Annotated in this window: 26 protein-coding genes, 2 pseudogenes and 1 riboswitch; of the genes and pseudogenes, 18 read left to right on the top strand and 10 right to left on the bottom strand. The window is 35.1% G+C overall.

The genetic code is table 11. The features are described from left to right. Window positions 1-9: 9 nt before the first annotated feature. Window positions 10-600, bottom strand: coding sequence for a CDP-archaeol synthase (locus tag CAT7_RS03735; RefSeq protein WP_035019371.1), 591 nt, complete (start codon window positions 598-600; stop codon window positions 10-12). Between the two features lie 90 nt (window positions 601-690). Then, a complete protein-coding gene (gene msrA, locus CAT7_RS03730; protein ID WP_007722114.1) occupies window positions 691-1,530 on the bottom strand; it encodes a peptide-methionine (S)-S-oxide reductase MsrA in 840 nt (279 codons plus the stop codon). Between the two features lie 532 nt (window positions 1,531-2,062). On the opposite strand from msrA, the gene CAT7_RS03725 reads away from it, so the two are divergent. After that, entirely contained in the window at window positions 2,063-2,455 is a 393-nt protein-coding gene (locus CAT7_RS03725) for an NAD(P)H-binding protein (RefSeq protein WP_007722112.1), read from the top strand. 130 nt (window positions 2,456-2,585) lie between these two features. On the opposite strand, the gene CAT7_RS03720 is transcribed toward CAT7_RS03725, so the two are convergent. Continuing rightward, window positions 2,586-3,587 (bottom strand): nucleoid-associated protein, encoded by a 1,002-nt coding sequence (locus CAT7_RS03720; protein ID WP_007722111.1) that lies wholly within the window; start codon window positions 3,585-3,587, stop codon window positions 2,586-2,588. A 175-nt stretch (window positions 3,588-3,762) separates the two neighbouring features. Then, window positions 3,763-5,106, bottom strand: a complete 1,344-nt coding sequence (locus CAT7_RS03715) for an Nramp family divalent metal transporter (protein ID WP_007722110.1) — start codon at window positions 5,104-5,106, stop codon at window positions 3,763-3,765. Between the two features lie 505 nt (window positions 5,107-5,611). Here CAT7_RS03715 and CAT7_RS03710 point away from each other — a divergent pair. The 4 genes and pseudogenes from CAT7_RS03710 to CAT7_RS03700 all read left to right on the top strand — a co-directional run bounded on the left by CAT7_RS03710 (window position 5,612) and on the right by CAT7_RS03700 (window position 8,824). Further along, complete coding sequence (locus CAT7_RS03710) at window positions 5,612-6,445, top strand: histidinol-phosphatase HisJ family protein (RefSeq protein WP_007722109.1); 834 nt, start codon at window positions 5,612-5,614, stop codon at window positions 6,443-6,445. A gap of 305 nt (window positions 6,446-6,750) precedes the next feature. After that, a pseudogene (locus CAT7_RS12375) lies at window positions 6,751-7,071 on the top strand (HTH domain-containing protein); the annotation flags it as partial. Beyond that, window positions 7,045-7,683, top strand: a pseudogene (alsE, locus tag CAT7_RS12370) (D-allulose 6-phosphate 3-epimerase). The pseudogenes CAT7_RS12375 and alsE, both read left to right, overlap by 27 nt. Window positions 7,684-7,954: 271 nt before the next feature. Next, complete coding sequence (locus CAT7_RS03700) at window positions 7,955-8,824, top strand: MurR/RpiR family transcriptional regulator (RefSeq protein ID WP_007722106.1); 870 nt, start codon at window positions 7,955-7,957, stop codon at window positions 8,822-8,824. Window positions 8,825-8,865: 41 nt separating this feature from the next. Here CAT7_RS03700 and CAT7_RS03695 read toward each other — a convergent pair whose 3' ends face one another. Then, complete coding sequence (locus CAT7_RS03695; RefSeq protein WP_035019370.1) at window positions 8,866-9,843, bottom strand: Gfo/Idh/MocA family protein; 978 nt, start codon at window positions 9,841-9,843, stop codon at window positions 8,866-8,868. A gap of 50 nt (window positions 9,844-9,893) precedes the next feature. After that, on the bottom strand, window positions 9,894-10,910 hold the full coding sequence (locus CAT7_RS03690) for a Gfo/Idh/MocA family oxidoreductase (RefSeq protein WP_007722104.1): 1,017 nt from the start codon (window positions 10,908-10,910) through the stop codon (window positions 9,894-9,896). A gap of 241 nt (window positions 10,911-11,151) precedes the next feature. Here CAT7_RS03690 and deoC point away from each other — a divergent pair, with 241 nt between their 5' ends. Next, entirely contained in the window at window positions 11,152-11,838 is a 687-nt protein-coding gene (gene deoC / locus CAT7_RS03685) for a deoxyribose-phosphate aldolase (protein ID WP_007722103.1), read from the top strand. Window positions 11,839-11,916: 78 nt separating this feature from the next. On the opposite strand, the gene CAT7_RS03680 is transcribed toward deoC, so the two are convergent. Then, entirely contained in the window at window positions 11,917-12,777 is an 861-nt protein-coding gene (locus CAT7_RS03680) for an SDR family oxidoreductase (RefSeq protein ID WP_007722102.1), read from the bottom strand. A gap of 150 nt (window positions 12,778-12,927) precedes the next feature. Here CAT7_RS03680 and CAT7_RS03675 point away from each other — a divergent pair, with 150 nt between their 5' ends. The 5 genes from CAT7_RS03675 (at window position 12,928) to CAT7_RS03655 (ending at window position 17,906) form a co-directional block, all read left to right on the top strand. Next, window positions 12,928-13,281, top strand: a complete 354-nt coding sequence (locus tag CAT7_RS03675) for a winged helix-turn-helix transcriptional regulator (RefSeq protein WP_007722101.1) — start codon at window positions 12,928-12,930, stop codon at window positions 13,279-13,281. Between the two features lie 34 nt (window positions 13,282-13,315). Continuing rightward, window positions 13,316-13,708 carry a DUF1398 family protein gene (locus CAT7_RS03670; protein ID WP_007722100.1) on the top strand — a complete coding sequence of 131 codons (393 nt, stop codon included), beginning with the start codon at window positions 13,316-13,318 and terminating at the stop codon, window positions 13,706-13,708. 107 nt (window positions 13,709-13,815) lie between these two features. Beyond that, window positions 13,816-14,775 (top strand): glutathione S-transferase family protein, encoded by a 960-nt coding sequence (locus tag CAT7_RS03665; RefSeq protein ID WP_007722097.1) that lies wholly within the window; start codon window positions 13,816-13,818, stop codon window positions 14,773-14,775. Window positions 14,776-14,807: 32 nt separating this feature from the next. Further along, window positions 14,808-15,653, top strand: coding sequence for an endo alpha-1,4 polygalactosaminidase (locus CAT7_RS03660; protein ID WP_007722095.1), 846 nt, complete (start codon window positions 14,808-14,810; stop codon window positions 15,651-15,653). A 227-nt stretch (window positions 15,654-15,880) separates the two neighbouring features. Further along, a riboswitch (NiCo riboswitch) is annotated at window positions 15,881-15,984 on the top strand. Between the two features lie 98 nt (window positions 15,985-16,082). Beyond that, window positions 16,083-17,906 carry a heavy metal translocating P-type ATPase gene (locus CAT7_RS03655; RefSeq protein WP_007722094.1) on the top strand — a complete coding sequence of 608 codons (1,824 nt, stop codon included), beginning with the start codon at window positions 16,083-16,085 and terminating at the stop codon, window positions 17,904-17,906. 63 nt (window positions 17,907-17,969) lie between these two features. Here CAT7_RS03655 and CAT7_RS03650 read toward each other — a convergent pair whose 3' ends face one another. The 3 genes from CAT7_RS03650 to CAT7_RS03640 form a co-directional block, all read right to left on the bottom strand. After that, the gene (locus CAT7_RS03650) at window positions 17,970-18,728 is read right to left on the bottom strand and encodes an ABC transporter permease (RefSeq protein WP_007722092.1); all 759 of its coding nucleotides are present in this window, start codon (window positions 18,726-18,728) and stop codon (window positions 17,970-17,972) included. Beyond that, window positions 18,725-19,378 carry an ABC transporter ATP-binding protein gene (locus CAT7_RS03645; protein ID WP_007722090.1) on the bottom strand — a complete coding sequence of 218 codons (654 nt, stop codon included), beginning with the start codon at window positions 19,376-19,378 and terminating at the stop codon, window positions 18,725-18,727. Before CAT7_RS03645 ends, CAT7_RS03650 begins: the two co-directional genes overlap by 4 nt. Before the next feature lie 116 nt (window positions 19,379-19,494). Beyond that, a complete protein-coding gene (locus CAT7_RS03640; RefSeq protein ID WP_007722088.1) occupies window positions 19,495-19,917 on the bottom strand; it encodes a cupin domain-containing protein in 423 nt (140 codons plus the stop codon). Between the two features lie 255 nt (window positions 19,918-20,172). Here CAT7_RS03640 and CAT7_RS03635 point away from each other — a divergent pair, with 255 nt between their 5' ends. The 7 genes from CAT7_RS03635 (at window position 20,173) to nth (ending at window position 24,567) form a co-directional block, all read left to right on the top strand. Next, window positions 20,173-20,478, top strand: coding sequence for a rhodanese-like domain-containing protein (locus CAT7_RS03635; protein ID WP_007722086.1), 306 nt, complete (start codon window positions 20,173-20,175; stop codon window positions 20,476-20,478). Then, window positions 20,478-22,130 carry an FAD-dependent oxidoreductase gene (locus CAT7_RS03630; RefSeq protein ID WP_007722084.1) on the top strand — a complete coding sequence of 551 codons (1,653 nt, stop codon included), beginning with the start codon at window positions 20,478-20,480 and terminating at the stop codon, window positions 22,128-22,130. The genes CAT7_RS03635 and CAT7_RS03630 overlap by 1 nt, the downstream gene beginning before the upstream one ends. Then, a complete protein-coding gene (locus CAT7_RS03625) occupies window positions 22,130-22,426 on the top strand; it encodes a rhodanese-like domain-containing protein (protein WP_007722082.1) in 297 nt (98 codons plus the stop codon). The genes CAT7_RS03630 and CAT7_RS03625 overlap by 1 nt, the downstream gene beginning before the upstream one ends. Continuing rightward, window positions 22,426-22,686, top strand: coding sequence for a metal-sensitive transcriptional regulator (locus tag CAT7_RS03620; RefSeq protein ID WP_007722080.1), 261 nt, complete (start codon window positions 22,426-22,428; stop codon window positions 22,684-22,686). The genes CAT7_RS03625 and CAT7_RS03620 overlap by 1 nt, the downstream gene beginning before the upstream one ends. A 277-nt stretch (window positions 22,687-22,963) precedes the next feature. Next, window positions 22,964-23,329 carry a PH domain-containing protein gene (locus tag CAT7_RS03615; protein ID WP_007722078.1) on the top strand — a complete coding sequence of 122 codons (366 nt, stop codon included), beginning with the start codon at window positions 22,964-22,966 and terminating at the stop codon, window positions 23,327-23,329. Between the two features lie 144 nt (window positions 23,330-23,473). Further along, complete coding sequence (locus CAT7_RS03610; RefSeq protein WP_007722074.1) at window positions 23,474-23,770, top strand: hypothetical protein; 297 nt, start codon at window positions 23,474-23,476, stop codon at window positions 23,768-23,770. Between the two features lie 155 nt (window positions 23,771-23,925). Beyond that, window positions 23,926-24,567, top strand: coding sequence for an endonuclease III (gene nth, locus CAT7_RS03605; protein WP_035019369.1), 642 nt, complete (start codon window positions 23,926-23,928; stop codon window positions 24,565-24,567). The last annotated feature ends 53 nt before the right edge of the window (window positions 24,568-24,620 follow it).

The following is a 24,620-nucleotide window of genomic DNA, read 5'->3' as shown; positions in this document are numbered from 1 at the left end:
CTAAAATGATTAGAATGGATTTTTTCTTAATTTAAAAAAATACAACAACTGATTGATCACAATATGAGTAGCTGCACCTAAAAGAATAAAACCAAAAAATTGGCTCCAACTGGTGGGAATTAACAGAGCTACGACTAAAGCACACCCTAGCAATGAATCAGCTTGGTCAATAAAAACAAAGAACCATTTCCATTGATTAGTTGCTGTTTTTCCAGGTTTAATTTCTAACCGTCGTTTCATAAAACTATTGGGCAATTCAAAAAGAGCATAGGCTAATCCTAACAAAAGACCAATCCACAGATTGTTTAGGATGGAATTGATAAAAACACCATAGAATAAATTCAATGGTTCAAGAGAGGGAAGCATTTTTAGAATCAACCCCCAGATAACTTGAAATAGTCCGCCAAAAAGGGTCATGCCAATGAAGCCTTTCCACGTTTTATTTTGGCCAAATAATCGCTTACCATCCGATAATCGTTTACCGGCATCCATTGGAATCATTAAGCGATGCGCTATGGGATATTTACAAAATACCATATTAGCAATACCTGCAAAAATAACGGACATTAACGTAATGTATAAACTTAAAATGGTTTCCAACACAATAGTTTCCTCTTTCTGTAATAAGACTATAAAAGGGTCTCTTTTATAGTAAGCTATTTTTGTGAAATTTGAAACGAAATCAACTCATTAAGGTTTTCGTTTCAAATAGCTAAATTTATTTTGAATGTTATCTTGTAGGCGTTGGAAAATTAACAGTTGTTGGCGAGAACGCTCAATTCTTTTGTATCTCTTTTGATTTTTTTTATAAAACTGTTGGTGGTAGTTTTCAGCTGGCCAGAATACGCTTGTTGGCTCAATTGCTGTCACGATTGGGCGTTTGTATTTGCCAGATGCTATCAACTGTTGTTTTGATTTTTCAGCAATTTGACGTTGCTGCTCATTACGAACAAAAATAATTGGACGATACTGACTACCCCGGTCTTGAAATTGACCAAACGCATCAGTTGGGTCTGTTAACTGCCAATAAAGTTCGACTAAATCTTTATACTGGATAATTCTTGTATCAAAAATAATCTCAACCGCTTCAACATGACCTGTGTACTGGCCGCTTACTTGATCGTAAGTGGGATGATCCATATGCCCACCCGTATACCCAGATAAGACTGAGACAATCCCATTGTGGGTTTCAAATGGTTCTACCATACACCAGAAACACCCTCCTGCAAATATTGCAGAATCCTGATAAGCTGGATCTTCTAAGGTATGTTTTGCAAAATCAAATGAAGGATGAATAGGATCATTATCAGTAATGTTGTTATAAAAATCGGTCACATCAGGCGTTAAATTATTGCGTAAGGCAAGTGGACGCAACTCAGCTTCAAGTTTTGAGAGCTGGTCGTCAAAATTTTTGCCGTTTTCTAAAGCATTTTTGGTCGATGATATTACTGTCCGTTCCCATTCGCGAGTTGCTGGATTGAGCATTAAATTATAGAGTAGGTTAAGGGTTTCTTCTTGATTTAATTTCATCTTAACAACCATCCTTAGGAGTAATTTTTATTCATTATGCCGTAGTCTGTCAGACTCATGAAAGTTTAGAATAGGTAATGAAAAAAAATGAATTAAAAAATCTTAAATAGCTTAGTGAGCAAACGGTTGTTAAGAAATGAGAGAATTTTGAATGGTTTTAAAAAATAGAGTTGCCGCTTTTGAAAGTATAGGTAAGTATTATCTATAAGTATTAGTCAGATTTAGTTTAGCTTAGTATAATGAAATGAACAAGAAATAACTAGGGTGTGTTTTAAAACTAGTTTATCACGAGAAAAATAGCTGCGATAGGCCGAATCAAAATCGTTATCCGTTTGAGAGTAGACGTAATAAGCCATCATTCGACTAACTCAAAGTTGTTTTCCATTTGAGTAGAAGCAATGAGTCTTTATTCGATCACCTCAAAACCAATTTCTATTTGAGTATGCACAATAAGTCATCATTCGTCCAACTTGAAGTCATTTTCTATTTGAATGGACTATACTAAATTCATATATTGAAAGGAGTTTTTTTAATGAAAGTATTCGTTATAGAAGCAAATGGGAAAGTAGCCCGTCATTTCGCTGATTTTGTTAAAGAGGACTCTACTATTGAAGAAATCGCTGAAGCTATGTCTCAAGAACACGGGTTACAAGTTTATACAATCGCAAAAAACTACGCTGATGAGTGGTTAAAAAATCGGACCACATTAGATTGGACGATTGTTCATCCAGGAATCTTAGTGGATAAACCGGGTACTCATCAAGTGAAAGTAGGTATGGGTCAAGAGATTAACGAGATTCCGCGTCAAGATGTAGCTCAAACATTAATCTCTGTACTTCACCATGACAATACGATTAAACAAGAGTTCGAAGTTTTAGCTGGTAACACAGCAGTCGAAGAAGCTATCCGTAAAGTAAACCAATAAGTTTAGAAAGAAATGACTTAAGAATTAAGTTCTAGATAGACGAAATAGGCCCCAAAAAATTACCATTTGGGGGCCTATTTGTGTAGTGAAAGGACAATGAATCGTCTTGAAAGAATATTCAGCGTGTCTACTAAAACAAGTTTTTTATTTTTTCAATATTTTTGATCATAACAGAAGTCGTTCCATCGGGGTTATTAATAAATTCAACCACATCTGGATCTCTGTAAAGCTCTATTGGAATACTAAGTTCGATTCCATTATCTAAACGGAATTTTTGTTTTGAATATTTGGGACCAGCTACAGCGACTTCAGCAGGAGCGCGGTCTACATAACCCAATTCTTTTATTTCTTCAAAAAACTTTTCTTTTTTTACTTGATTATCGCCATAAAGCGTATCCGCGATGACTTGATTATCGATAACATTTTCTTCCGTCATGCTTTGAACAAGGGCATCTTTCGTGTCGGCCAATACTTGGAATTCTTCGTCATCGAAAGCTTTACTTGTTTTTTGAACGGCTTTTTTAATGATAGAGATATTTTCCTTTAGACTTGGTTGAGGTTTATCTTCTAAAAAGAGTTCAGTGAAATAATAAATTTTTTCTCCTAATTCAGCAATCATATGTTTTTTCTCAATTACGTGGTATTCCATACTGCCTAAATTTAACACCATGCCTTCTTGAATCGCTTGGCGGGCGCTTGGCAAAATAGAACGGTTGACAATCAACTGATTCGTTAGCGTATCTTCTGCATATGAAACATAATGAGTGATACTGTCAGAATAATTTAATTTGAACAGTCCTAAATGAGGTTCTTCATCCAAAGTAAAATAGACAAATAATAAATCAGCAGGCGGTATTTCTGGATTCAGTTTTGTAATGGAAAAGAATTTTTCAGTTAAGGTCTTTGTTGTTTCAATAAAGTCCGTTTGAATAGTCGAAACTGTTTGGTTTAGTGGGTTGCTTTCGGCTAATACCCCAGTTTTCATATTATCTGAGTCTTCTACTTTTTCGATCATGGCATGCAGATAATCAAATGTGAATTTCTCCGTCAGATCTAATCCAGCAAAAGAAAAAATGGGTTCATTGCTGTTTAAATCAAAAATGTGTAAAATCGCTTCTTTTATATAAATCATGTTGTTCCCTCCGTTTTCAGTCACGCTTTTTAGTATCTCATACATTTGATAGTCGTGAAAGAGGTTTTGAGAAAACAAAACTGAAGAAATTTTATTTGGAATTGGAGATAACTCATTCGAAATCTAACGAATAGATAAAGCAAATCGCTAAGGGAGAGATCTCTCGAAAAAACTTTTAATGGCTAGTCAATGTGTAGATGACTAGATATATATTTAAACAAATAATGACAACTGTAGCTGTCCAAGCCACTAGTTTGACCCAAGTTGAGTTTACAAAACTGCCCATTTTCTGTTTATTGCTGGTGAATAACACCAGAGGAACGAGTGCAAAGGGAAGTTGCATACTTAAAATAACCTGACTGAATATTAAAAGATCAGTAGTTCCGTTTTCTCCGGCAATAATGGTCACAATAAATACTGGAATCACAGCTAGTAATCTTGTGATGATTCGGCGAACCCAAGGTTTAACTCTTAAATGAATAAAGCCTTCCATGACAATTTGACCGCTTAGTGTTCCGGTGATAGTTGAATTTTGACCAGAAGCTAATAAAGCAATGGCGAACAAGGTGCTCGCTATAGATGCACCAATAGTTGGTGCAAGTAAAGCGTAGGCATCTTCTATTCCACTCACTACTTGACCATTGCCATAAAAAGCTGACGCACCTAAAATTAGGATCATCGAATTAATCAAAAAAGCAATAGTCAAAGAAAAAATAGAATCAATTCGAGCAAATGTTACTGCTTCTTTTTTTCCTTTTTCTGTACGTTCGTAACTTCTTGTTTGAATGATTGAAGAATGCAGATAGAGATTGTGTGGCATAACTGTTGCTCCTAAAATTCCTAGACCTACAAATAGGATTGAAGGATTTGTGATAATTTCTGAACTTGGTATATAACCTTCAACTAGATCGGTGACATTTGGGCTAGATAATAAAATTTCATATGCAAAAATGATAAATATTGTTGCCATTAAGATTATGACGATACTTTCAATAATACGAAAATTGCGTTTCTGCAGTAAAAGCAATAAGAGTACATCTAATGTCGTGATTGTTACACCTAAAAGAATCGGAATGTTAAATAATAGTTTTAGTGCGATAGCAGAACCAATAACTTCAGCAATATCGGTAGCGATAATGGCAACTTCGGTTAAAATCCATAAGAAAAAAGAAGTTTTTGTTCCGACAGAAGCACTCGTTGCTTGAGCTAAATCCATACTTGTGGCAATTCCTAAACGTGCAGCCATTTCTTGCATCAAGGTTGCGACTAAGCTAGCAATTAAGATGACACTCAATAAGGTATAACCAAATTCAGATCCACCCTCTATAGAGGTCGCCCAGTTACCTGGATCAACATACCCAACAGCCACTAATGCACCAGGTCCCATAAAAGCAAGTAACTTTCTTAAAAAAGAAGCATTTGCTAGTGGAACTTTTACTGAACTATTAACTTCTTCCAAGCTGATAGAATCTATTTTTCTTATCCAGCCTTTATTTCTATTTTTTTTGTTTTTGCCCATTTTACTTCATATCCATTCGTTTTGTATTCTACTTCTAACATTCGTTAGTTTAGAACTCTACACACCTTTTGTAAATAAAAGAATGGAAATTTATATATAAATACGTTTACAAAAAAAATGAGAAATAGTATCTATACCACTTACTATATACGTTATATTGTTCTCAGTAAGCGAATAAACTTCATGGAGAAGGTCTTAAGAAGTTTGTTTCTTAAGACCTTCTTTTTTTCTTGTGTGATAAGGCAACTGAATAGGAGTAATAATATAGATAAAATACTGAGAGTAAAAGTATTCTGATAAAGGTAGAGAGATAAGTCAGGGGAATAAACTATTATAAAACAAGTGTTAAAGTGACAAAATATCTTCCGAATGATACGATTATAATTGAAAATACAGCTAGAATTTTTAGGTTATTAAGTAAATAAAATACGAAAGTGATGAAAAACTATCACATAGAAAAAAGAGGAAATAGACAAAATAGTGAGAATTTAAAGGAGGTTTTTAGATGGTTTATGCAGACTATCATGTGCATAGTGATTACAGTGACGACTCTTGGTATTTAATGGAGGATGTTGTAAAAGATGCTATTCAATTGGGATTAAAAGAAATTTGTTTTACAGATCATGTTGATTATGGGGTTAAACCCGATTGGAAACCAAGGGAAGAATTTCAAGTAGGTAAGAATAAAGAGGTTAAAAATGTTCATTATGATTTATATTTTGCAGAGCTAGATAAACTTGCTAAGAAATATGAAAAAGAGATAAACATAAAAAAAGGATTGGAGTTTGGTATGCAGGTCCATACGATCCCTAAATTTGAAGAACTTTACCAGTCCCAAGATTTTGATTTCATTTTATTATCGGTACATCAAATTGAAGACAAAGAATTTTGGACAGGGGAGTTTCAAAAAGGACACACTCATAAAGAAAGTTATGATAGATACTACGATGAAATGTATCAGTTGGTCACTACTTATAAAAATTATAGTGTGTTGGCGCATATGGACTTAGTAAGACGTTATCTAGATAAAGAAGTCGATAGGTTTGAGTACAATAAAGATAAAATAAAAGAAATATTAAAAGTAGTCATAGCAAACAATAAAGGAATAGAAGTAAATACATCCTCTAGTCGTTATGAAATCAACGGACTGACACCTTCCATAGAAATCCTAAAACTGTATCACGAACTTGGCGGTAAAATTATTACAATTGGAAGTGATAGTCATAAACCAGAACATCTAGGTTATAACATTAAAGAAGCTAAAAAAATATTAAAAGATATTGGCTATATTCAGTTTTGTACTTTTGATAAAATGTCGCCTATTTTTCACGAATTATGAAAAAGCTTGTTTATTTTAACTGCATTTCACAAACAATTTTTAAAAATTAAGTAAACTAATTATATGACGGCTTTAACCCAATCTTCTGACGGTGTTAAAGCCGTCGTCTTTTGATTTTGATATTAAAATTACCATCAATTAAATGAAATCAAAAGAAGTGGCAAATGATTTTTCTTTAAGACGAGTTATTTTTACTAAATTAGACCTTTTAGGCGCATTAATAAAATGACCATTGCAACGGTCATTTGTCAGGGAAGCGTTTTCTTTGAACTGGGTTACTATAAATATAACAAGGAGGGGTGGCTTTGAGTTCAATCAATAGTCGTGAACAAAAGCTGTTACTGTTTCTTTCTAAAAATCAGGATTACGTTACTTCAGAAGATTTGACAGAAATATTAACTGTTTCTAAAAAAACAGTCTATCGTTTGATTAAAAAAATTAACGATGAATATGTGGAAGGTCCTTTAATTCTATCTGAAAAAGGAAGAGGATATAAACTAGATCACGAAAAGTTTATCAACTATCAAAAAAGCAGCAAGAAGTACAAGGAAAATCAATTTTCTACTAACGAGAGACGTAAACGCATCATGGAAGAACTATTGTTGTCTTCGCCAAAACCTTTAAATCATCATGTAGACTCTTATCATATTGATATTATGGATGGACATTAAGTGCCTAACATTACATTGTCACCATGGTTTATCGAAGAAGTACGCAAAATTAGTGACTTGCCTATGTCTGTTCATCTTATGGTTACAGATCCAAGTTTCTGGGTTCAACAACTGGTGGATATGAAGTGTGAATTGATCTGTATGCATGCAGAAGTACTGGATGGTTTGGCATTTCGATTGATTGATCAAATACAAAATGCGGGATTAAAAGCAGGAGTAGTATTAAACCCTGAAACTCCTATTGAAACAATTTTTCCTTATATTGAATTAGTCGATAAAATTACGATTATGACAGTTGATCCCGGTTTTGCTGGACAACGTTTGATTGACAGCACGCTAGATAAAATTGTTTCTTTGAGAGAATTACGAGAAGAAAATGGATATCAATATGTTATTGAAATGGATGGCTCATCTAATCGAAAATCTTTTAAGCGAATTGATGCAGCTGATCCTGATATTTATATTATAGGTCGTAGTGGTTTATTTGGATTAGATGAAGATATTGAAAAATCGTGGGGAATTATGAATAGAGATTACGAGGAAATGACTGGAAAAGTAATAGTATAAGAAAATTAAAGAGATCTGCTTCTATAATAATTTCCTTGTAAACATATTGGTTAATTTTAATTATTTAATTACAGTAAAAACAATGAAATAAAAACTCAAAAGGCTGTAGATGTACATTTCCCATGTAAATCTACAGTTTTTTAGTTTGAGTGGGAAGACTTATATCTCAGTCCCATAGCGTGGTTATAAAGAGTTACTCTTTCACACTTAAGGTTATATAGTAAATGATAACTAAATGATATAGAATTATTTTATAAAGGAGTTGTTAAATTTGGTTCAAGTATTAAATAAGCTGAAAGATCAAAAAAACTTTACAAATACAGAAATGAGAATTGCGGATTACATTATCCAAAATATCACTAAAATCCCTACAATCTACATTGAGGATCTAGCAAAACGAACCTATACTTCGCACTCAACGATTATTCGTCTCTGTAAAAAAGTTGGCTATGATGGATTTAGAAGCTTTAAGGACGCTATTTCAGGTGTCGTTTATAGCCAATTGCATTTGCCTAGCAAAGTGGACGCAAATTTCCCATTCAAACAAGAAGATTTAACCATGGATATCGCTAAAAATATGGCAAATTTAACCATTGATACGATAAAAAAAACATTAAATCAATTAGATGAAGAATCTCTACAATCAGTAGCAGAACTGCTTTTTAAATCTGAACGCATTTTCCTCTTTTCTCGTGGCGATTCACAAATACGAGCGAGAAGTTTTCAAAATAAACTAGTGAAAATCAATCGGTTCGCTATTATCGCTGAAGAATACGCAGATGAGGCGTGGAATGCGTCTAATCTTACCCCAAAAGATTGTGCTTTATTTCTATCTTATGGTGGCACGAGTCCACAATACCAACGGATGCTCCAACATTTTGCTGTTAAAGAGATTCCAACTATTTTGATTACTGGAAATAGCGAGTCGCATTTAAGCGAGTTAGCTACCAAAACGATAGTAACTGTTCAGGAAGAATATGATTTTGTAAAGGTCGGAACTTTTGCATCACAAGTTGCCTTTGAGTATCTATTAGACACGTTGTATTCTATTTTGTATGCAAAAGAATACAGCAGCAACTTAGAAAATTTGAAAGAAAAGCAGACACTCATTCAAAATGGAATCTTGACTGAAGAGCTATAATCGTTCGATATTCAAGAGGTTTTTATGAGACACTTTGAAATTTAGCCCAAAGATATCCCAGCAGTGACTAAGCTTTTGTCTACAACAGCCATAACCATTTCACTATGATCAAGTTGTTTTTTCATCGTTTCAAAATCAGCTTCTCTAATGATTCTTTCAAATTCAAGGAATTCCTCATACATCCGGTGCGTATGAACTTTACAATCGACTAGTTTGCTTTCATTTTGACGATTGATTACCGTAAAGTGGTCAAGAGTGCCGGTAGCACCATCGATAATAATAGCTCCTTCGTTGCCTTGAATAATCGTTCGTATTGGAGCTGTAGAATCTTTAGCACCGATACAAACGACTTTTTTATCCCCATAATCAATACTTAGGATCCCAGAAGTATCAATTCCCTTTTCAACATTCGCTAAGTAGTTTACTTTTTGAGGTTCTCCAAAAAGCCCGGTCACAAAATGAATATTGTAAATATTAATATCCATTAAAGCCCCGCCACCCATTTTAGGATTGAACGCTGGCAATATTTCGCCTCTTTTAAAAGCATCATATCGTGAAGAGTATTGGGAATAATTACATTCAATAATCTTGATATCTCCAATCGTATCTACTGCTTCTTTTATCTTTTTATAGTTGGTTAAGTATTGATTGGTTATCGCTTCTAGCAATATGACGTGGTTTGCTAAAGCTAGCTCTTTCAGTTCTTGCATTTCGGATAATTTTAAAGTGAAGGGTTTTTCGCAGATTACATTTTTTTTATTCAGTAAGGCTTGTTTGGCATAAGAGAAATGCAAATGATTTGGCAACGCAATATAAACGGTGTCGACGCGCTCATTTTTTAGACATTCTTCATAGTTAGTTGAAACTTCGTTAATGCCATAAGTCTTTTTCAAATCATTCATTTTAGCAATACTTCTATCCGTTCCCACAATTGTTTCTAACTCAATCCCCGGAATATCAGAGACCATGGGTAAAAAATCATTTACTATCATTCCAGAACCTATAATTGCAAGTTTCATCGTAAAACCTTCTTTCTTAATTTGGTCATATTTTTTATAACTAGGCTGCATTAAGCGTTGATTTTTTGCAGGCCTTCTTCAAGTATTTCTAATTGACGAATGGTTTCTTCATCTTTTACTAGTTTATCTTTTCCATTGATGATAGTTTCATATAACCCTTCGTAAATACGGCTGTAATCCCCAATTTCTGAAATGACTTTCTCTTCATGATAGAGGCCATTAGCATCTACATAGGTAACAGTACCGTAATGATCTGGTGTATCGATTCCAAAATCAGGATTAGTTGGCATATAGAATAATTTTAAGTGTTCTTCTTGGCGATCTTTTTCGTGCTTGATAAACATCCCTTTTTTACCATAAAGCACAAAACTTGGCCGTGATTTTATTCTAAAGTAACTTGATTTAACCGATACTTTTATTTTTGAATAGTAAAAATCCAAGTCAAAATAATCATTCATTCGATTCGGACCTAATAATTGTCTCACATCATAATGAATAGAATCTGGATCTCCAAAATAAGAAAGAACTTGATCAATTGTATGACAACCATGTCCATATAAATAACTACCAGCGGCTGATAATGCTGTACTGTTTTCTGGAACTTCTGGTCTGAAATAATCATAGTGCATTTCAACTTCTAATAATTCACCAATAACGCCACTTTCAATAACTTTTTGAGCAGTTAAAAAATCTGAATCATAGCGTCTATTTTGGTAACATTGCACGATTAAATTTTTTGATTTTGCTAACTCAAAGAGTTCTCTTGCTTCTTGAGCTGTCTCGGTAAAAGGTTTTTCAACGAGTGTATTTTTCCCATTTTCTAGTGATAATTTTGCAAACTTGAAATGCAATGAATTTGGCAGGCAAATAGCGACCAACTGAATGTCTGGATCGTTCCAAATATCCTCTAAATTCGTTGTGTAGTTGACTCCAGGAATCTTATCCCAATCGCTATTCTCATGACGCGAATAAATTGTTTTCACTTTAACGTGCTCTGCTTTTAATGCGAAAGGTAAATGATAGCGATTCGTACTTTTTCCGTTTCCGATATAAGCCATGGTTAACATTTAAAAACCTCCTATAGTATCTGATAATTAGATTATATAGGAAAAACGACTGAAGTAGGCTGGTATTCGTTCATTAAGGTTCTCATGTTCTTCTTTTGGCTCACAAAAATGGCGTAAACTGAACATTATGTTCAATTTTGGAGTTATACCATTGGTTTAATGATTAAATTACTACTAGTTATCAATTGAGAATGTTAATTATGGTAAAATGAAATCGGATTCATTAAAAGGAGGAAGAATAATGACCTTTAAATTGAGCATAACAGAACTAGCAAACAGGATAGATCACACTTTGTTAAAAGCAGATGCAAAAAAAGAAGGATTTGAAAAATTGTGTCAAGAAGCGAATGAATATGGTTTTAAAATGGTGGCAATTAATTCAGCTCCTGTTGCTTTATGCAGTGCATTGTTAAAAGATAGTCCCGTTCATGTTGGAGCCGCCATCGGTTTTCCACTTGGTCAGACTACTATTGCTACGAAAGTATTTGAAGTTACGGATGCAATTAAAAATGGCGCCGATGAAATTGATTATGTAATTAATATTAGCGAGTTAAAAGACGGAAACATCGCTTATATTGAACAGGAAATGAAAGAAATCGTAGCTGTCTGCCAAGCGCAAAATGTTTTAAGTAAAGTAATTTTAGAAAATTGTTATTTGACTAATGCAGAAAAAGTTGTGGTCTGTGAAATTGCCAAAAGAGTTAAGCCAACTTTTGTCAAAACATCAACGGGTTTTGGCACTGGTGGCGCCACTGTTGAAGATGTAAAACTCATGAAAGAGATAGTTGGAACAGAGGTTAAAGTGAAAGCAGCAGGTGGAATACGCGATTTTGCGACGGCTAAAGCAATGGTGGAAGCGGGTGCTGAGCGTTTAGGAACAAGTTCAGGAATTAAGATCATTACTGAGTATAGATCATTCGTTAAGTAGTAGAATAGTAAAATTAGCAGAAATAAAAAAAAAAGAGCAAACCTTAAAGGCTTGTTCTTATTTTTGTACTCTATATAGTTATTTTTGTAACCATTCTCTTAAAGCAGTAACAAGTGGTGTTAATGGTTTGCCTAATGTCTTTTCAAAATCGTTTGAACTAACGTCTAGTTCGCCATTACGAATATCATTTTGAATCATTAAGATAAATCCTACAACAGCTTCAGGGACGCCAGTGCTGATTAATGCAGTTTGATAATCTGTATCAGTCATTTCAATGACTTCGAATGCTTTGCCACTAGCAATTTTAAGAGCATCTGCTAATGCTGCATAAGTAATAGGTTTACCAGTTAACTCAAGCACTTCGGGTGTTGCTACTTTTTCAGTCAAGACATTGATAGCAGCTTCGGCATATTCACGTTTTAGCGCCCAACCTATTTTACCGTCTCCAGCAGAGTAGGTGAACGGATGGCCAGCTGCTGCAGCATTTAAGGTATCATTTTCATTTTCTAGATACCAATTGTTGCGTAAAAAAGTGTGGGGAATGTTAGCTTCAGAAATTAAACGTTCCGTTAAAATATGATCTTGTGCTAAAGGACTTTGGGATTGAGGACCTTTAGGAAAGCTTGTATAGGCAACAAATGAAATACCAGTCTCTTTAGCGGCCTGTACAACATTTGTGTGCTGTTCGACACGTGAAACGGTTGCACCGGGTTGTGAGGAAATAAAGAGTAAACGATCAATGCCCTTGAAGGCCTCAAGTAAACTTGGGTAGTCACCAAAGTCACCTATACGAACTTCAACTCCTTGTTCACGTAGTTTAGCAGCTTTTGCTTCGGTTCTTGCTAATGCTACAATATCTGTTAACGCAACTTGCTCTTTTAAATAATATAATGCATAAGTACCTAGTTCTCCTGTTGCTCCTGTTAGCAAATACTTCATGTTTAATCAACCTTTCTATGGGTAAAATGATTTAACTTGTTTCCTTTATGTTCTCCTATTATAATAGGACTCTAAGTAACTTATGTAAAGTAAGTACTTTTAAGTTACCTAGTAACCAATAAGTAACTAAAGCGAAAGAAGTGGATTTATATGCGAAATAAAGAAGTAGCTTGTCCAGTAGAGACAACACTTTTGTTGATAAATGATCGTTGGAAAGTAATGATATTAAGAGAATTGCTAGAGGGCACCAAACGATTTGGTGAACTAAGAAAAGCAATCGGAACAGTTTCAGCAAAAGTTTTAACAACTCATCTACGGTCTATGGAAGCAGATGGATTGGTCGACCGTGAAATTTTTGCAGAAGTCCCTCCACGTGTGGAGTATACATTGACGGAATTAGGCAATAGTTTAAAACCAATTTTAGATGCGATGAAGGATTGGGGCACAAACTATCAAGAAATAGTTGCTAGTGAAGGTGAGCAGTCGGAAATAAAGATTATTTAGTTGAAATGCTTTTCATGAAGGGGAGAGACTAAAGATGAGTTTAGACAAACAAGAGATTGAAAAAGCTGTTTATGCCGAAAAAAATACGGATGGATTTGCTCAATTGATGCAAGAGTTCAAACAATTAGGTATTAAACGCTATGATTATTTAGTTGCGGAGGGATTATACCGCTATTTTGACGAAGAAAGTTCAATCGACTTGACCTTAAATGGGAGACCGAAAAAAGTTGCTGAACAAAGTGGGTACGAAGCTATACAAACAGCCGTAAAAAGAGCCCAATCTGGAGAATTTGATTTTGAAACTTTTTGTGAGTTAGCTGGAAAAGCTGGCGTTTCTTTTTGGACGAGTGACTTAGTGTCGAAACAAGTAGTTTATTATGACTTGAATAAGAAGCCTCTATTAGTTGAACCGATTCCTGGATTATAAAGATGGCTTTACGAATTAACCGATAAGATAAAGAACCGATGAATTTTTTTAAGAAGTGTTTAGTTGAAATATCAAATAGAGATGTGCAAGTTGAGAGGAGAATAATAATGGGATTACTAGTAGATGGCAAATGGCATGATCAATGGTATGATACAGAAGGCAACGGTGGGCGTTTTATTCGGCAAGAATCGCAATTTCGTAATTGGATTACAGCAGATGGAAGTGCTGGTCCAAGCGGAGAAGGCGGGTTTAAAGCTGAACCAGGGCGCTATCACTTATACGTTGCATTAGCGTGTCCTTGGGCAAACCGTGCATTGATTATGCGCAAATTAAAAGGATTAGAAGAAATGATTTCGGTATCTGTCGTGAATCCTCTAATGGCCGAAAACGGTTGGACATTTGAACCAGAAGAAGGTGTGATTCCTGATCCTGTGATCGATGCCAAGTTTCTCTATGAACTGTATACGCATGTAGAACCAGAGTATAGTGGACGCGTGACTGTACCTGTTTTATATGATTTGAAACAAAATAAAATCGTAAACAATGAGTCTGCTGAAATTATGCGCATCTTGAATTCTGCTTTTGACGAAATAGGTGCAAAAGAAGGCGATTATTATCCTGAAGAGTTGCGTTCTGAAATTGATGCGATTAATGAGAAAGTCTATCATTCGGTCAATAATGGGGTATACAAGGCAGGATTTGCGACGAAGCAAGAGGTCTATCAAGAAGAAGTGGCCAAACTTTTTGACGCACTTGATGAATTGGAAGAACGGTTAGGTAAAAACCGGTACTTGGTAGGCGACCAAATCACTGAAGCAGATTGGCGCTTGTTTACGACGTTGATTCGTTTTGATAGTGTCTATTATGGTCATTTCAAATGCAATATTAAACGCATTACAGATTACAAAAATTTATGGCGCTACACAAGAGAATTGTACAATTGGCCAGGAATAGCTGAAACGATAAACTTTAAACACATCAAAGAGCACTATTATTGCAGTCATAAAAATATTAATCCGACCGGTATCGTTCCAACAGGACCAGAATTAGATTTTAGTTTAGATTAAATAGATAGCAAATGAGATAAAGGGGCAATTATATGAAAACTACTGCAATACGCTTTTTGATAGGAGTGATGGCTATTTTAGGAGTAACCGCTTGTGCAAAATCAGAAGAAAAAAGCAACAATATAAACGAAAATACAGGTGATTATGGTGTGTTTTTGAGTTTAGATGGAAGTGAAGCAATCGAAGCTAGTGAAGGTTACGAGACGGCCATTATTGATGCACAAAATCTCTCCAAATCAGAAATTGCGGAGATGCAAGATCGAGGTCAAGAAGTCTATAGTTATTTAAATGTAGGATCATTAGAGACTTACAGACCTTACTTTGAAGACTTTCAGCATCTTACTTTGAGGCCTTACGAAAATTGGGAAGAAGAATATTGGGTTGATGTAACCAATGAAGACTGGCAGGAATTTAGTGCAGTCACTTTAGCTAATGAACTTCTTGATAAAGGAATCGATGGCTTTTGGATTGACAATGTAGATGTATACTGGCAATTTCCAACAGAAGAAACGTATGTTGGAGTGGAACAGATTTTAAAGACACTCATGAGCTATGGCAAACCGGTCCTTATTAATGGAGGAAATGAATTTGTCAGTGCGTATTTTCAAAAAAATCAACAAATAGATGATATCTTGACGGGTGTAAACCAAGAAACAGTCTTTTCCGCTATTGATTTTGAAAAGAATGAACTAATTGCTCAGTCCAAAGAGAATCAAGACTATTACTTAAATTATTTGGATACTCTTGATGAAGCTGGAAAAGAGATCTATTTGCTTGAATACACTACAGATAATGGGATAGCAAAGGAAATTAAAAATTATGCGAGTAAAAGAGACTGGCAGTATTATATTTCTAATTCAATTGAGTTGGATGGCTAGACTGAATTAGCTGCAACAAAATGGGCTAATAAGTTTTTTCTCTTTTTCTATAAATAATATCCAAAAATTGATGGAATATATGGTTGATTTATCAAGCAAAGACTGCATTTAGATTGTGCTCAAAAGCAAATTAACATTTGATACTTCAATTAGTAAATGGTATTATAAGTGTATATAAATCTAATTTAACTCGCTCTTCTTTCTTATAGCTAATTTAAGAATGAGAGCCAATTAAATCTGAACAGGCGGTGAACTCTTAGAGGTTCATGCGGCCGGATCACACATGTGTGATAGCAGAGTAGTGCCAAAAAGGCACACCTGTGGGACAGTACTACTGTCCTATAGGTGTGCCTTTTTTATTTTTACTTTTTATTAAGGAGGGAAAATCTAACCACTAACTTAAAAATAATTATAGAAAGGAAGAGGGAAATGTTGAAGTTTTTAAGCAATACGCGTTCAGGACAGTTTTTAGTCATTGGAGTCTTTTTTACAATTATTGGATTTATTTTAAATACGATGGGAGGTTTTTATAGTTCACTTTCTTTTTATGTGGCAATTTTCTTTTTAGGATTCTTTTCAGCTAAAAAAGCGGTGACAGAAACAATCCATTCTAAAGCTCCCAATGTTGATTTGCTAATGGTTTTAGCAGCATTAGGTGCATGTTTGATTCATTATGAATCAGAAGGAGCTGTATTACTGTTCATTTTTGCTGGTTCAGAAGCTCTAGAATCCTATGCAACCAATAAATCAAAAAGTGCTATTTCTGAGTTGCTATCTCATGTGCCTTCTACAGCGCAACTGCTAAAAGATAATGATGAAGTGAGTGAAGTACCTACTGAATTGTTAAAAGTTGGTGACGTTGTAGTCGTTTCAAAAGGAGCACAGATACCTATTGATGGGTATTCCGACCGAAAAACACAAATCAATGAATCCAGCCTTACTGGGGAATCAATGCCTGTTGAAAAAGAAAAGGGAGCCGAAGTATTTTCTGGGACTTTCAATGAAGGAAATGCCTTTCATCTTGAAGTGAATAAAACGAGTGACCAAACCGTCTTCTCAAATATTATACGAATGGTAGAAGAAGCACAGAAAAGCCCTTCGAAAATTTCGAAAATTATTGATCGGTTTGAAACGAAATACGTACTAGTTGTTTTAATTATGGTTCCATTGTTCATTGCGAGTCTTTATTATTTTAACGGGTATAGCTTTGAGGAAGCTTTTTATAGAGGGATGGTTTTATTGACCGTTGCTAGTCCATGTGCTTTGGTCGCTTCTGCTACACCAGCAACACTAAGTGCTATCAGTAATGGAGCAAAAAATGGGGTGTTAGTTAAAGGCGGAGCAGCAATGGAGTCTTTGAATACGATGGATATTTTATATAGCGATAAAACAGGGACACTGACATTTGGTGATTTCAGAGTATTAAATTATGAAGTTCCAGAAGATATTTTGAATGAAGTGGTTTATATGGAACAACAATCTAACCATCCAATAGCTAATGCTATTGTGGCAGCTTTTGAAAACAGAAACTTTAAAGGCATTGATACTTCAGAACCTGTGGAGGAAATAGCTGGACAAGGTGTTAGAAAAGGAGCAATTGAAATAGGTAAACCAAGTACGTTTATTGGGTATCCTGATAAAAATTATTATCTTGATAAAGTAGTTGAAGAAAATACAACTATTTTTGTGGCGAAAAGCAATGAAATTGTTGGGTACATTTCTCTTTCTGATGAAATTCGGTATGAAGCAATCGAAGCAGTAGCTGGTTTTCAAAAAGAGGGTATTCAAGTTGTACTTTTGACTGGAGACAATGAAAGGGTTGCTTCGAAAGTTGCTAAGGAAGTCAAAGTAAATGATTATGTAGCCAATTGTCTTCCAGAAGATAAGATTAAACATATCCTAAAAAGTCAGCGAAATAAAAAGGTGGTAGGCATGGTTGGAGATGGAATCAATGATGCACCCGCATTAGCGAATGCGGATATCGGCATTGCTATGGGTAGTGGATCATCGGTGGCGATAGAGTCAGCTGATGTGGTGATTGTAAAAAATGATTTAGCTAAATTGCTTTATAGTTATCACCTGAGCAAACGATTGAACCGAATTATTAAACAAAATATTTTCTTCTCTGTCAGTGTGATCATCATATTGATGATTTTAAATCTTTTAGGTTATTTAGATTTGCCGGTAGGAGTTGTCTTCCATGAAGGATCGACAATTTTAGTTATTTTAAATGGATTGCGTTTGTTACGTTAATAAAAAATATAAAAGTGTGTGAGCCTATTGGAATTTCCGATAGGCTCACACACTTTTATTGGTTTAATCTTTTAGTTGTTTCCTTGCTGTATAAAATTCTTTATAAGCCAAGTAACTAGCAATCACAGATGCAATACTTGTAGTGGATAGCAGCATAAAGGTAACCATAATTTGGTACTTTATCGCATGCGTAGGGTTTACACCAGCAAACATCAGTCCAGACATCATACCGGGCAGACTAACAATTCCAATGGTCTTTGCAGATTCGATTGTTGGGAGCATTCCTGCACGAATACTATCACGTACTATGGAGATAGAAGCTTGTTTTAAATTTGCTCCTAATGCCAGTTTTTCTAATACTTGTTGACGTTGGTCTTTAAATTTTGAGTTCAAATTGCGGTAACAAATTCCAATCGCAATCATTGAATTACTAGCAATCATTCCTGATATTGGAATAACCTGAGAAGGGATGAATAAAATAGCTCCTGATAAAAGTAAGACAATCAAGGTTAAACTAGTAGCTGTTAAGATGGCAATAAAAGATATTTTAAATGCATTTGATATACCATTGCTTTTCTTCCCCGCATTAAAAGAGGCATTAAAAATAATAACTAAAACAAGTGCTAATGTCACAATAAGATTATTTAGTTTAAAGACATAGCCTAATAAATAACCAACAGCAAATAATTGGATAACGGCTCGCACAACACCAATTAAAATATCTTTACCCAATCCTAATTTTTCTTTATAAACCACAATAAGTGCTATACCAACTAAGGCAGTTGCAAATAGTAAAGATGAATTATTAATAGCTAAGTTCATTTTGGTTCCTCCATTTCGCCATTAACTAAGTGAATAATACGATTTGAAGCTTGAATCTCGACTGCATTATGGGTGACCCATAAAATTGTAACGCCTTGTTCTTGATTCAGATTACGGATTAAATCACGAATAATTTCTTGGTTTTCATGATCTAATGCGCTGGTTACTTCATCTAGTAAGAGGACTTTAGGCATAAATAAAACATTACGAATCAATGCTACCCTTTGTTTTTCCCCGCCAGATAATGCGTTGACTGATTTAGTTAAATACTCTGCTCCTAGGCCAACTTTTTTTAAAGCATCTAAGGCTTTTTTTTCATTAAAAGGCTGATCTCTGATAACAAATGGGAACATGAGATTGTCTTTTACAGTTTCTCCAAAAAGTGTAGCCGTCTGGAAACAATAGGAGACTTCTTTTCGGTAATCAGTAGGTTCATAGTCATCAACTAGTTTACTTTGATAAGAAACGGTTCCTTCAGTTGGAGACAAGAGTGAAGCAATAATTTTTAATAAGGTACTTTTTCCACTTCCTGATGGTCCTGTAATCGTTAAGAATTCTCCCTCTTCAACAGATAGCGTTATTCCTTTTAAAATGGCTTTTCCATCTAATTCGTAGCCTAGTTGGGTTGTGTTTAATAGTGGTGTCTCCATATATTCTCCTCCTTAGTTTATATTTAATAAATTACAAAAAATGAGAGTCCAATATTTAGAGCTGTTGCTCAAATGTTTGGACTCAAAACAGTCTTTTTTATAAAGCGAGGCTTTTTTTAGTGTTCATTAGGATCGTTTTCTGCGTCTTCATGAGTTGGGTGAATAGTACCTTCAACATGATCAGGACCAGCATAAATGGTATATAATTTTAGTGGTTTGTCACCAATATTTTTAATATTGTGCCACATATCTGCTGGAACCAATACGGCGTCATCTTCAGAAACAGCTTGTTCAAAATTTAAGTTATCTTCAGAAGGTCCCATTTGGCATAGCCCTTGGCCTTCTTCGATGCGAATAAATTGATCAATTCCATGATGCACTTCTAAGCCAATATCATCGTTTGGTTGAATAGTCATGACGGTTACTTGTAGTTTAGCGCCTGTCCATATCGTTGTACGGTAGTTATCATTTTGCACTGTGGCATCTTCAATATTTACAACATATGGTTTTTTGCCATGATCTTTAAAATCAATACTCATTATCCTAATCACTCCATTTCATAATAGTTGTTTAATTGTATTAATTACAATCTAACTATAGCAAATTATCATTTGGAAAACAAGTATTAGTGTCTTAAATGTGGCTAGTATTTTTTTAGTCTGTTTTAAACAAATAAGCTTTACATTTTATACCCCTCGGAGTATTATATATATAAATACGGTGTGGGGTATTTTGTTAGAAAGAGTATTTAGCAATGAAAATAGAAAATAAATTAAAAAATAGGAGGAATAAAGATGTTTTTTAAAACAGTATCATCTATTTCAACCAATGAATTGGAGAAAAAGTTAGTGGAGAAACCTCAAATTATTGATGTACGTGAAGCTCATGAGTTTCAAGGAGGTCATATACCTGGAGCTAAAAATGTCCCATTAGGTAAAATCGCTAATTATATCCCAAAAGGTAAAACGTATGTAATCTGTCAATCTGGTATGCGTAGCAAAAAAGCTTCAAAATTGTTAATGAAACAAGGCTATGATGTGGTAAATGTCCGTGGCGGCATGTCATCTTGGGCTGGAGTTACAAAGGGAGGAAAACTGTAATGAAAATTGTTATTGTAGGAGGCGTAGCTGGTGGAATGTCAGCAGCTACTCGCTTGAGACGGTTGAATGAAACAGCAGAAATCATTATATTAGAAAAAGGACCTTATGTTTCATTTGCCAATTGTGGCCTTCCATATTATGTGGCTGGTGAAATTGAAGAACGCAGCAGCTTGTTGGTACAAACACCGGAAGCTTTACAAGCGCGTTTTGAACTAGATGTACGTCCTTATAGTGAGGCAGTATCGATAGATGCTTCTCTAAAAGAAGTAATCGTGCGTACGGCAGAAGAAGAGTACACACTATCTTATGATAAATTGATCCTTTCTCCTGGAGCTAAAGCGTTTATCCCACCAGCTAAAGGACTAGAAGAAGCAAAGAATATCTTTACATTGCGTTCGGTTCCGGATGTTGATGCAATCACGGATTTCATGGAATTATATCAGCCTAAAAAAGCGGTAGTGATCGGAGCTGGATTTATCGGTTTAGAAATGGCTGAAAGTTTAGTTCATCGCGGATTAGATGTTACAATTATTGAAAAAGCACCACACGTTTTGCCACCTTTAGATGAAGAAATGGCTGCTTATATCACTAAAGAATTAAAAGCTAATGGGGTCAAATTGTATACCGGATTGGCTGCTGAGTCGTTTGAAGAAGAAGGAAAAGTGGTTGTTCTTGAAAATGGCGAACGCTTAGAAAGTGATTTAACATTAATGTCAGTAGGGGTCAAACCTGAAACGACATTGGCTCTAACTGCAGGTATTGAAACAGGTGTACGTGGTGGGATAATGGTAAACGAATACTATGAAACAAGCCAAAAAGATATCTATGCTGTCGGAGATGCGATTGTAGTAAAACAACAAATTAATGGGGAAGACACGATGATTGCTTTAGCTTCTCCAGCAAATCGTCAAGGCAGACAAGTTGCTGATGTGATCAGTGGATTGCCGCGAAAAAATAAAGGGAGTATTGGTACGGCAATTGTCCGTGTATTCAATCAAGTGGCCGCTTCAACTGGTTTAAACGAAAGACAATTGAAAATGGCAAATGAAAAATTTGAAATCGTTCATATCCAAGGGAAAAGTCATGCCGGTTATTATCCAAATGCTGGTACTATTTTGCTAAAAGTATTATTTAATCCTGAAAACGGAAAAATTTATGGTGCACAAGCGATAGGTGAAGATGGAGTAGATAAACGCATCGACATCATTGCAACGGCCATTAAAGCAGGCATGACGATACATGATTTGCCAGAGCTAGAGTTTACCTACGCTCCACCATTTGGATCAGCAAAAGATCCGGTGAACATGGCTGGTTACGCTGCTTTAAATCTGATTGAAGGAGTAAGCGAATCGATTCAATGGCATGAATTAGAATCAAAGCAAAAAGAAGGTTATCTATTGTTAGATGTACGTAATGAAGGAGAACTTGAAAAAAATGGCCGCTTAAAAGGAGCACTAAATATTCCTTTAGATCAGTTACGTGAACGATTATCAGAAGTACCTAAAGACAAACCCATCATTGTAAGTTGTCACAGTGGGTTGCGCAGCTACATTGCTGAACGTATTTTAAAACAAAATGAATATAAGGCTAAAAATTTGGATGGAGCATTTGCTCTTTATTCAACAGTTAGACCAGAAAAGGTGGAAAAATAATGTATAATTCAATATCAATGCCAGAATTTGAACAAAAATGGAGAAGAGAAACGATTTCATTAGTCGATGTTCGTGAAAGCGATGAATGGGAATCTAAACATATAGAAGGCGCTATTCATGTACCTTTAAGCGATTTGTCAAATGAAAAAGAACAGTTAAACAAAGAACAAGAATACTATGTAATGTGCCACTCAGGAGCTCGTTCTGCAATGGCTTGTCAACAGTTAGCAAAAGAAGGGTACAAAGTAACCAACGTTATGGGCGGCATATCTGCTTGGAGAGGGGATACAGTCTAATGGAATATAATGTGAAAATTGTGAACCGGTTGAAACGTTCTGATGGACAATTGCATGGCGTATTAAAGATGATTGAAGAGGGGAAAGAATGTGTGGATATCGTGACACAATTATCAGCTGTTCGTTCCAGTCTTGATCGGGCTATTAGCTTGATTGTGGCTGAAAATTTAGTAGAGTGTGTACAAGCGAATATTAAAGAGGGCGGTACTGGAGAAGAAGATATCCAACAAGCTATCAGTCTGTTAATGAAAAGTAGATAAAGACAGTTTAAACTTGTAGAAGACTGATCGTTTCTTACATGCAACGATGAACAGTCAAATCGTTAAGTTTACAGCCAACTATTTTTAATAGATACCCAAAAAAAGCTGATTCTATGTTGTATAGGATTAGCTTTTTTCGCTTTCAGAGTTGAATTAAATACAAAAAGAGCTAGATTTATAGATTAAATAACAGGTATAATCAATTTGTAGTTGAGAATTTATGAGCAAATTAGTTTTTTCAACTTTATCTAATGAAGATTGAGAAGGAGAATGAAAAATGGCTGAACTAGAAAAATACATAAATTGGACGTTTTCTGAAAAATGTGCGATTCCAAGTGATATCAATGATCGGTTGGTTCCAGGAGAAGAAGCAGTAGAAGCGTTTAAAACAATTAGAGATGTAGCGATATTTACGAACAAACGACTAATTGTTCGCGATGCCCAAGGATTACGTGGAAAGAAAATCGAGATTTATTCTTTACCTTATAGTTCAATAAACATGTGGTCCACTGAAAATGCAGGAACTTTTGATATCAATGCGGAAGTTGAATTATGGACAAGAGCAGGCAATATCAAAATTGGCTTAGGAAAAGATATTGATATCAGAAAATTTGATGATTTGATTGCGTCAATTTTACTTTAATAATCTAGCAATCTGTGTGAGGGCGTTACTTTTTTAACTTGTGAAGATTTCAAACTTGACGTGGGTCAATTTTCTATTGTGACAGATGGATTATACTGCTGTTATAAAGCAAAATAACCTACACAAGAAAGAAGGAATTCACTAATGGCAACATTCAATGAAGTGGCAGAGCGGAATTTTGAAAAATTGGATATGTTTACACTAGCAATTACGCGTGCACACGGGAAGAATCATCCTGAAGCGTTTGAAGTACGAAATATATTTAATACAATGAAGGAAAAGACAAAAGAAGCAGGAAGCACTGGTAAACCGCATTTAGAGGAAGAATTTACCCAGTTACGTAAAGCTACATCCAACTATACTATTCCTGGAGATGTGTGTGGAACCTATGCTGGGGTATACAATATGCTATCTGAAGCAGATCAAGCTTATCACGCATAATTAGAAAAATAGTTAATCCCAGAAAGAAAAAGACTGATTTCTGGGATTTTTTTGGTCGTTATGCGATATACTAAAATTATACCAGTCAGATCAAAAATGGTACGACTGAAGCCAGGGTACATTTAGAGGAAATTGAAAGAAGGAAAAAAATGTCTATGCTAACAAAAGAAGCTGCTCAACACGTGGTCTATGAAATTATGAAACTCTACCCCGATGCTGTCCCGACGATGCATTACCAAAATCCTTTTCAATTGTTGATGGTCGTTATATTGAGTGCTCAAGCGACTGATGAATCCGTTGCGAAAGTAAAAGACCGATTATTCGAACGTTACCCAAATCCTCAAGCGGTAAGTGAGTCCTCGCCTGAAGAAATTGAATCGTACATAAAAACTGTAGGGCTTTATCGGAATAAAGCAAAGTACATTTATAAAAGTAGCAATCAATTACTGGAACAATTTGATGGTGAAGTTCCAAATACACGTAAAGAATTGCAATCCTTAAGTGGAATCGGACCGAAATCTGCTAATATTTTATTGAATGTGGCTTTTAACCAAGAGGCCTTTGCAGTGGACACGCATGTTGCACGTGTATGCAAACATCATAAAATAGTAGCAGAAAATGCTACACCCAAACAAATTGAAGAACGTATAACAGAAATTATCCCAGCCAAATATTGGGGAAGAGCGCATCAATCAATGATTTCATTTGGCAGAGAAATATGTTCACCTAGAAATCCGAAGTGTCATGAGTATCCACAGCTATATGAGAATTTAGAAGAAATAAATTTAATGGATTGAGTTATTTTTGGTAAGGGGAATGCCCAACACCAACTATAAAAAACAGGTTATTC

Source organism: Carnobacterium sp. AT7 (assembly GCF_000171855.1).
GTDB classification, from domain to species: Bacteria; Bacillota; Bacilli; order Lactobacillales; family Carnobacteriaceae; genus Carnobacterium_B; species Carnobacterium_B jeotgali.
The sequence above is the reverse complement of the archived record's forward strand: the minus strand, read 5'-3'. Positions and strand labels throughout refer to the sequence as shown.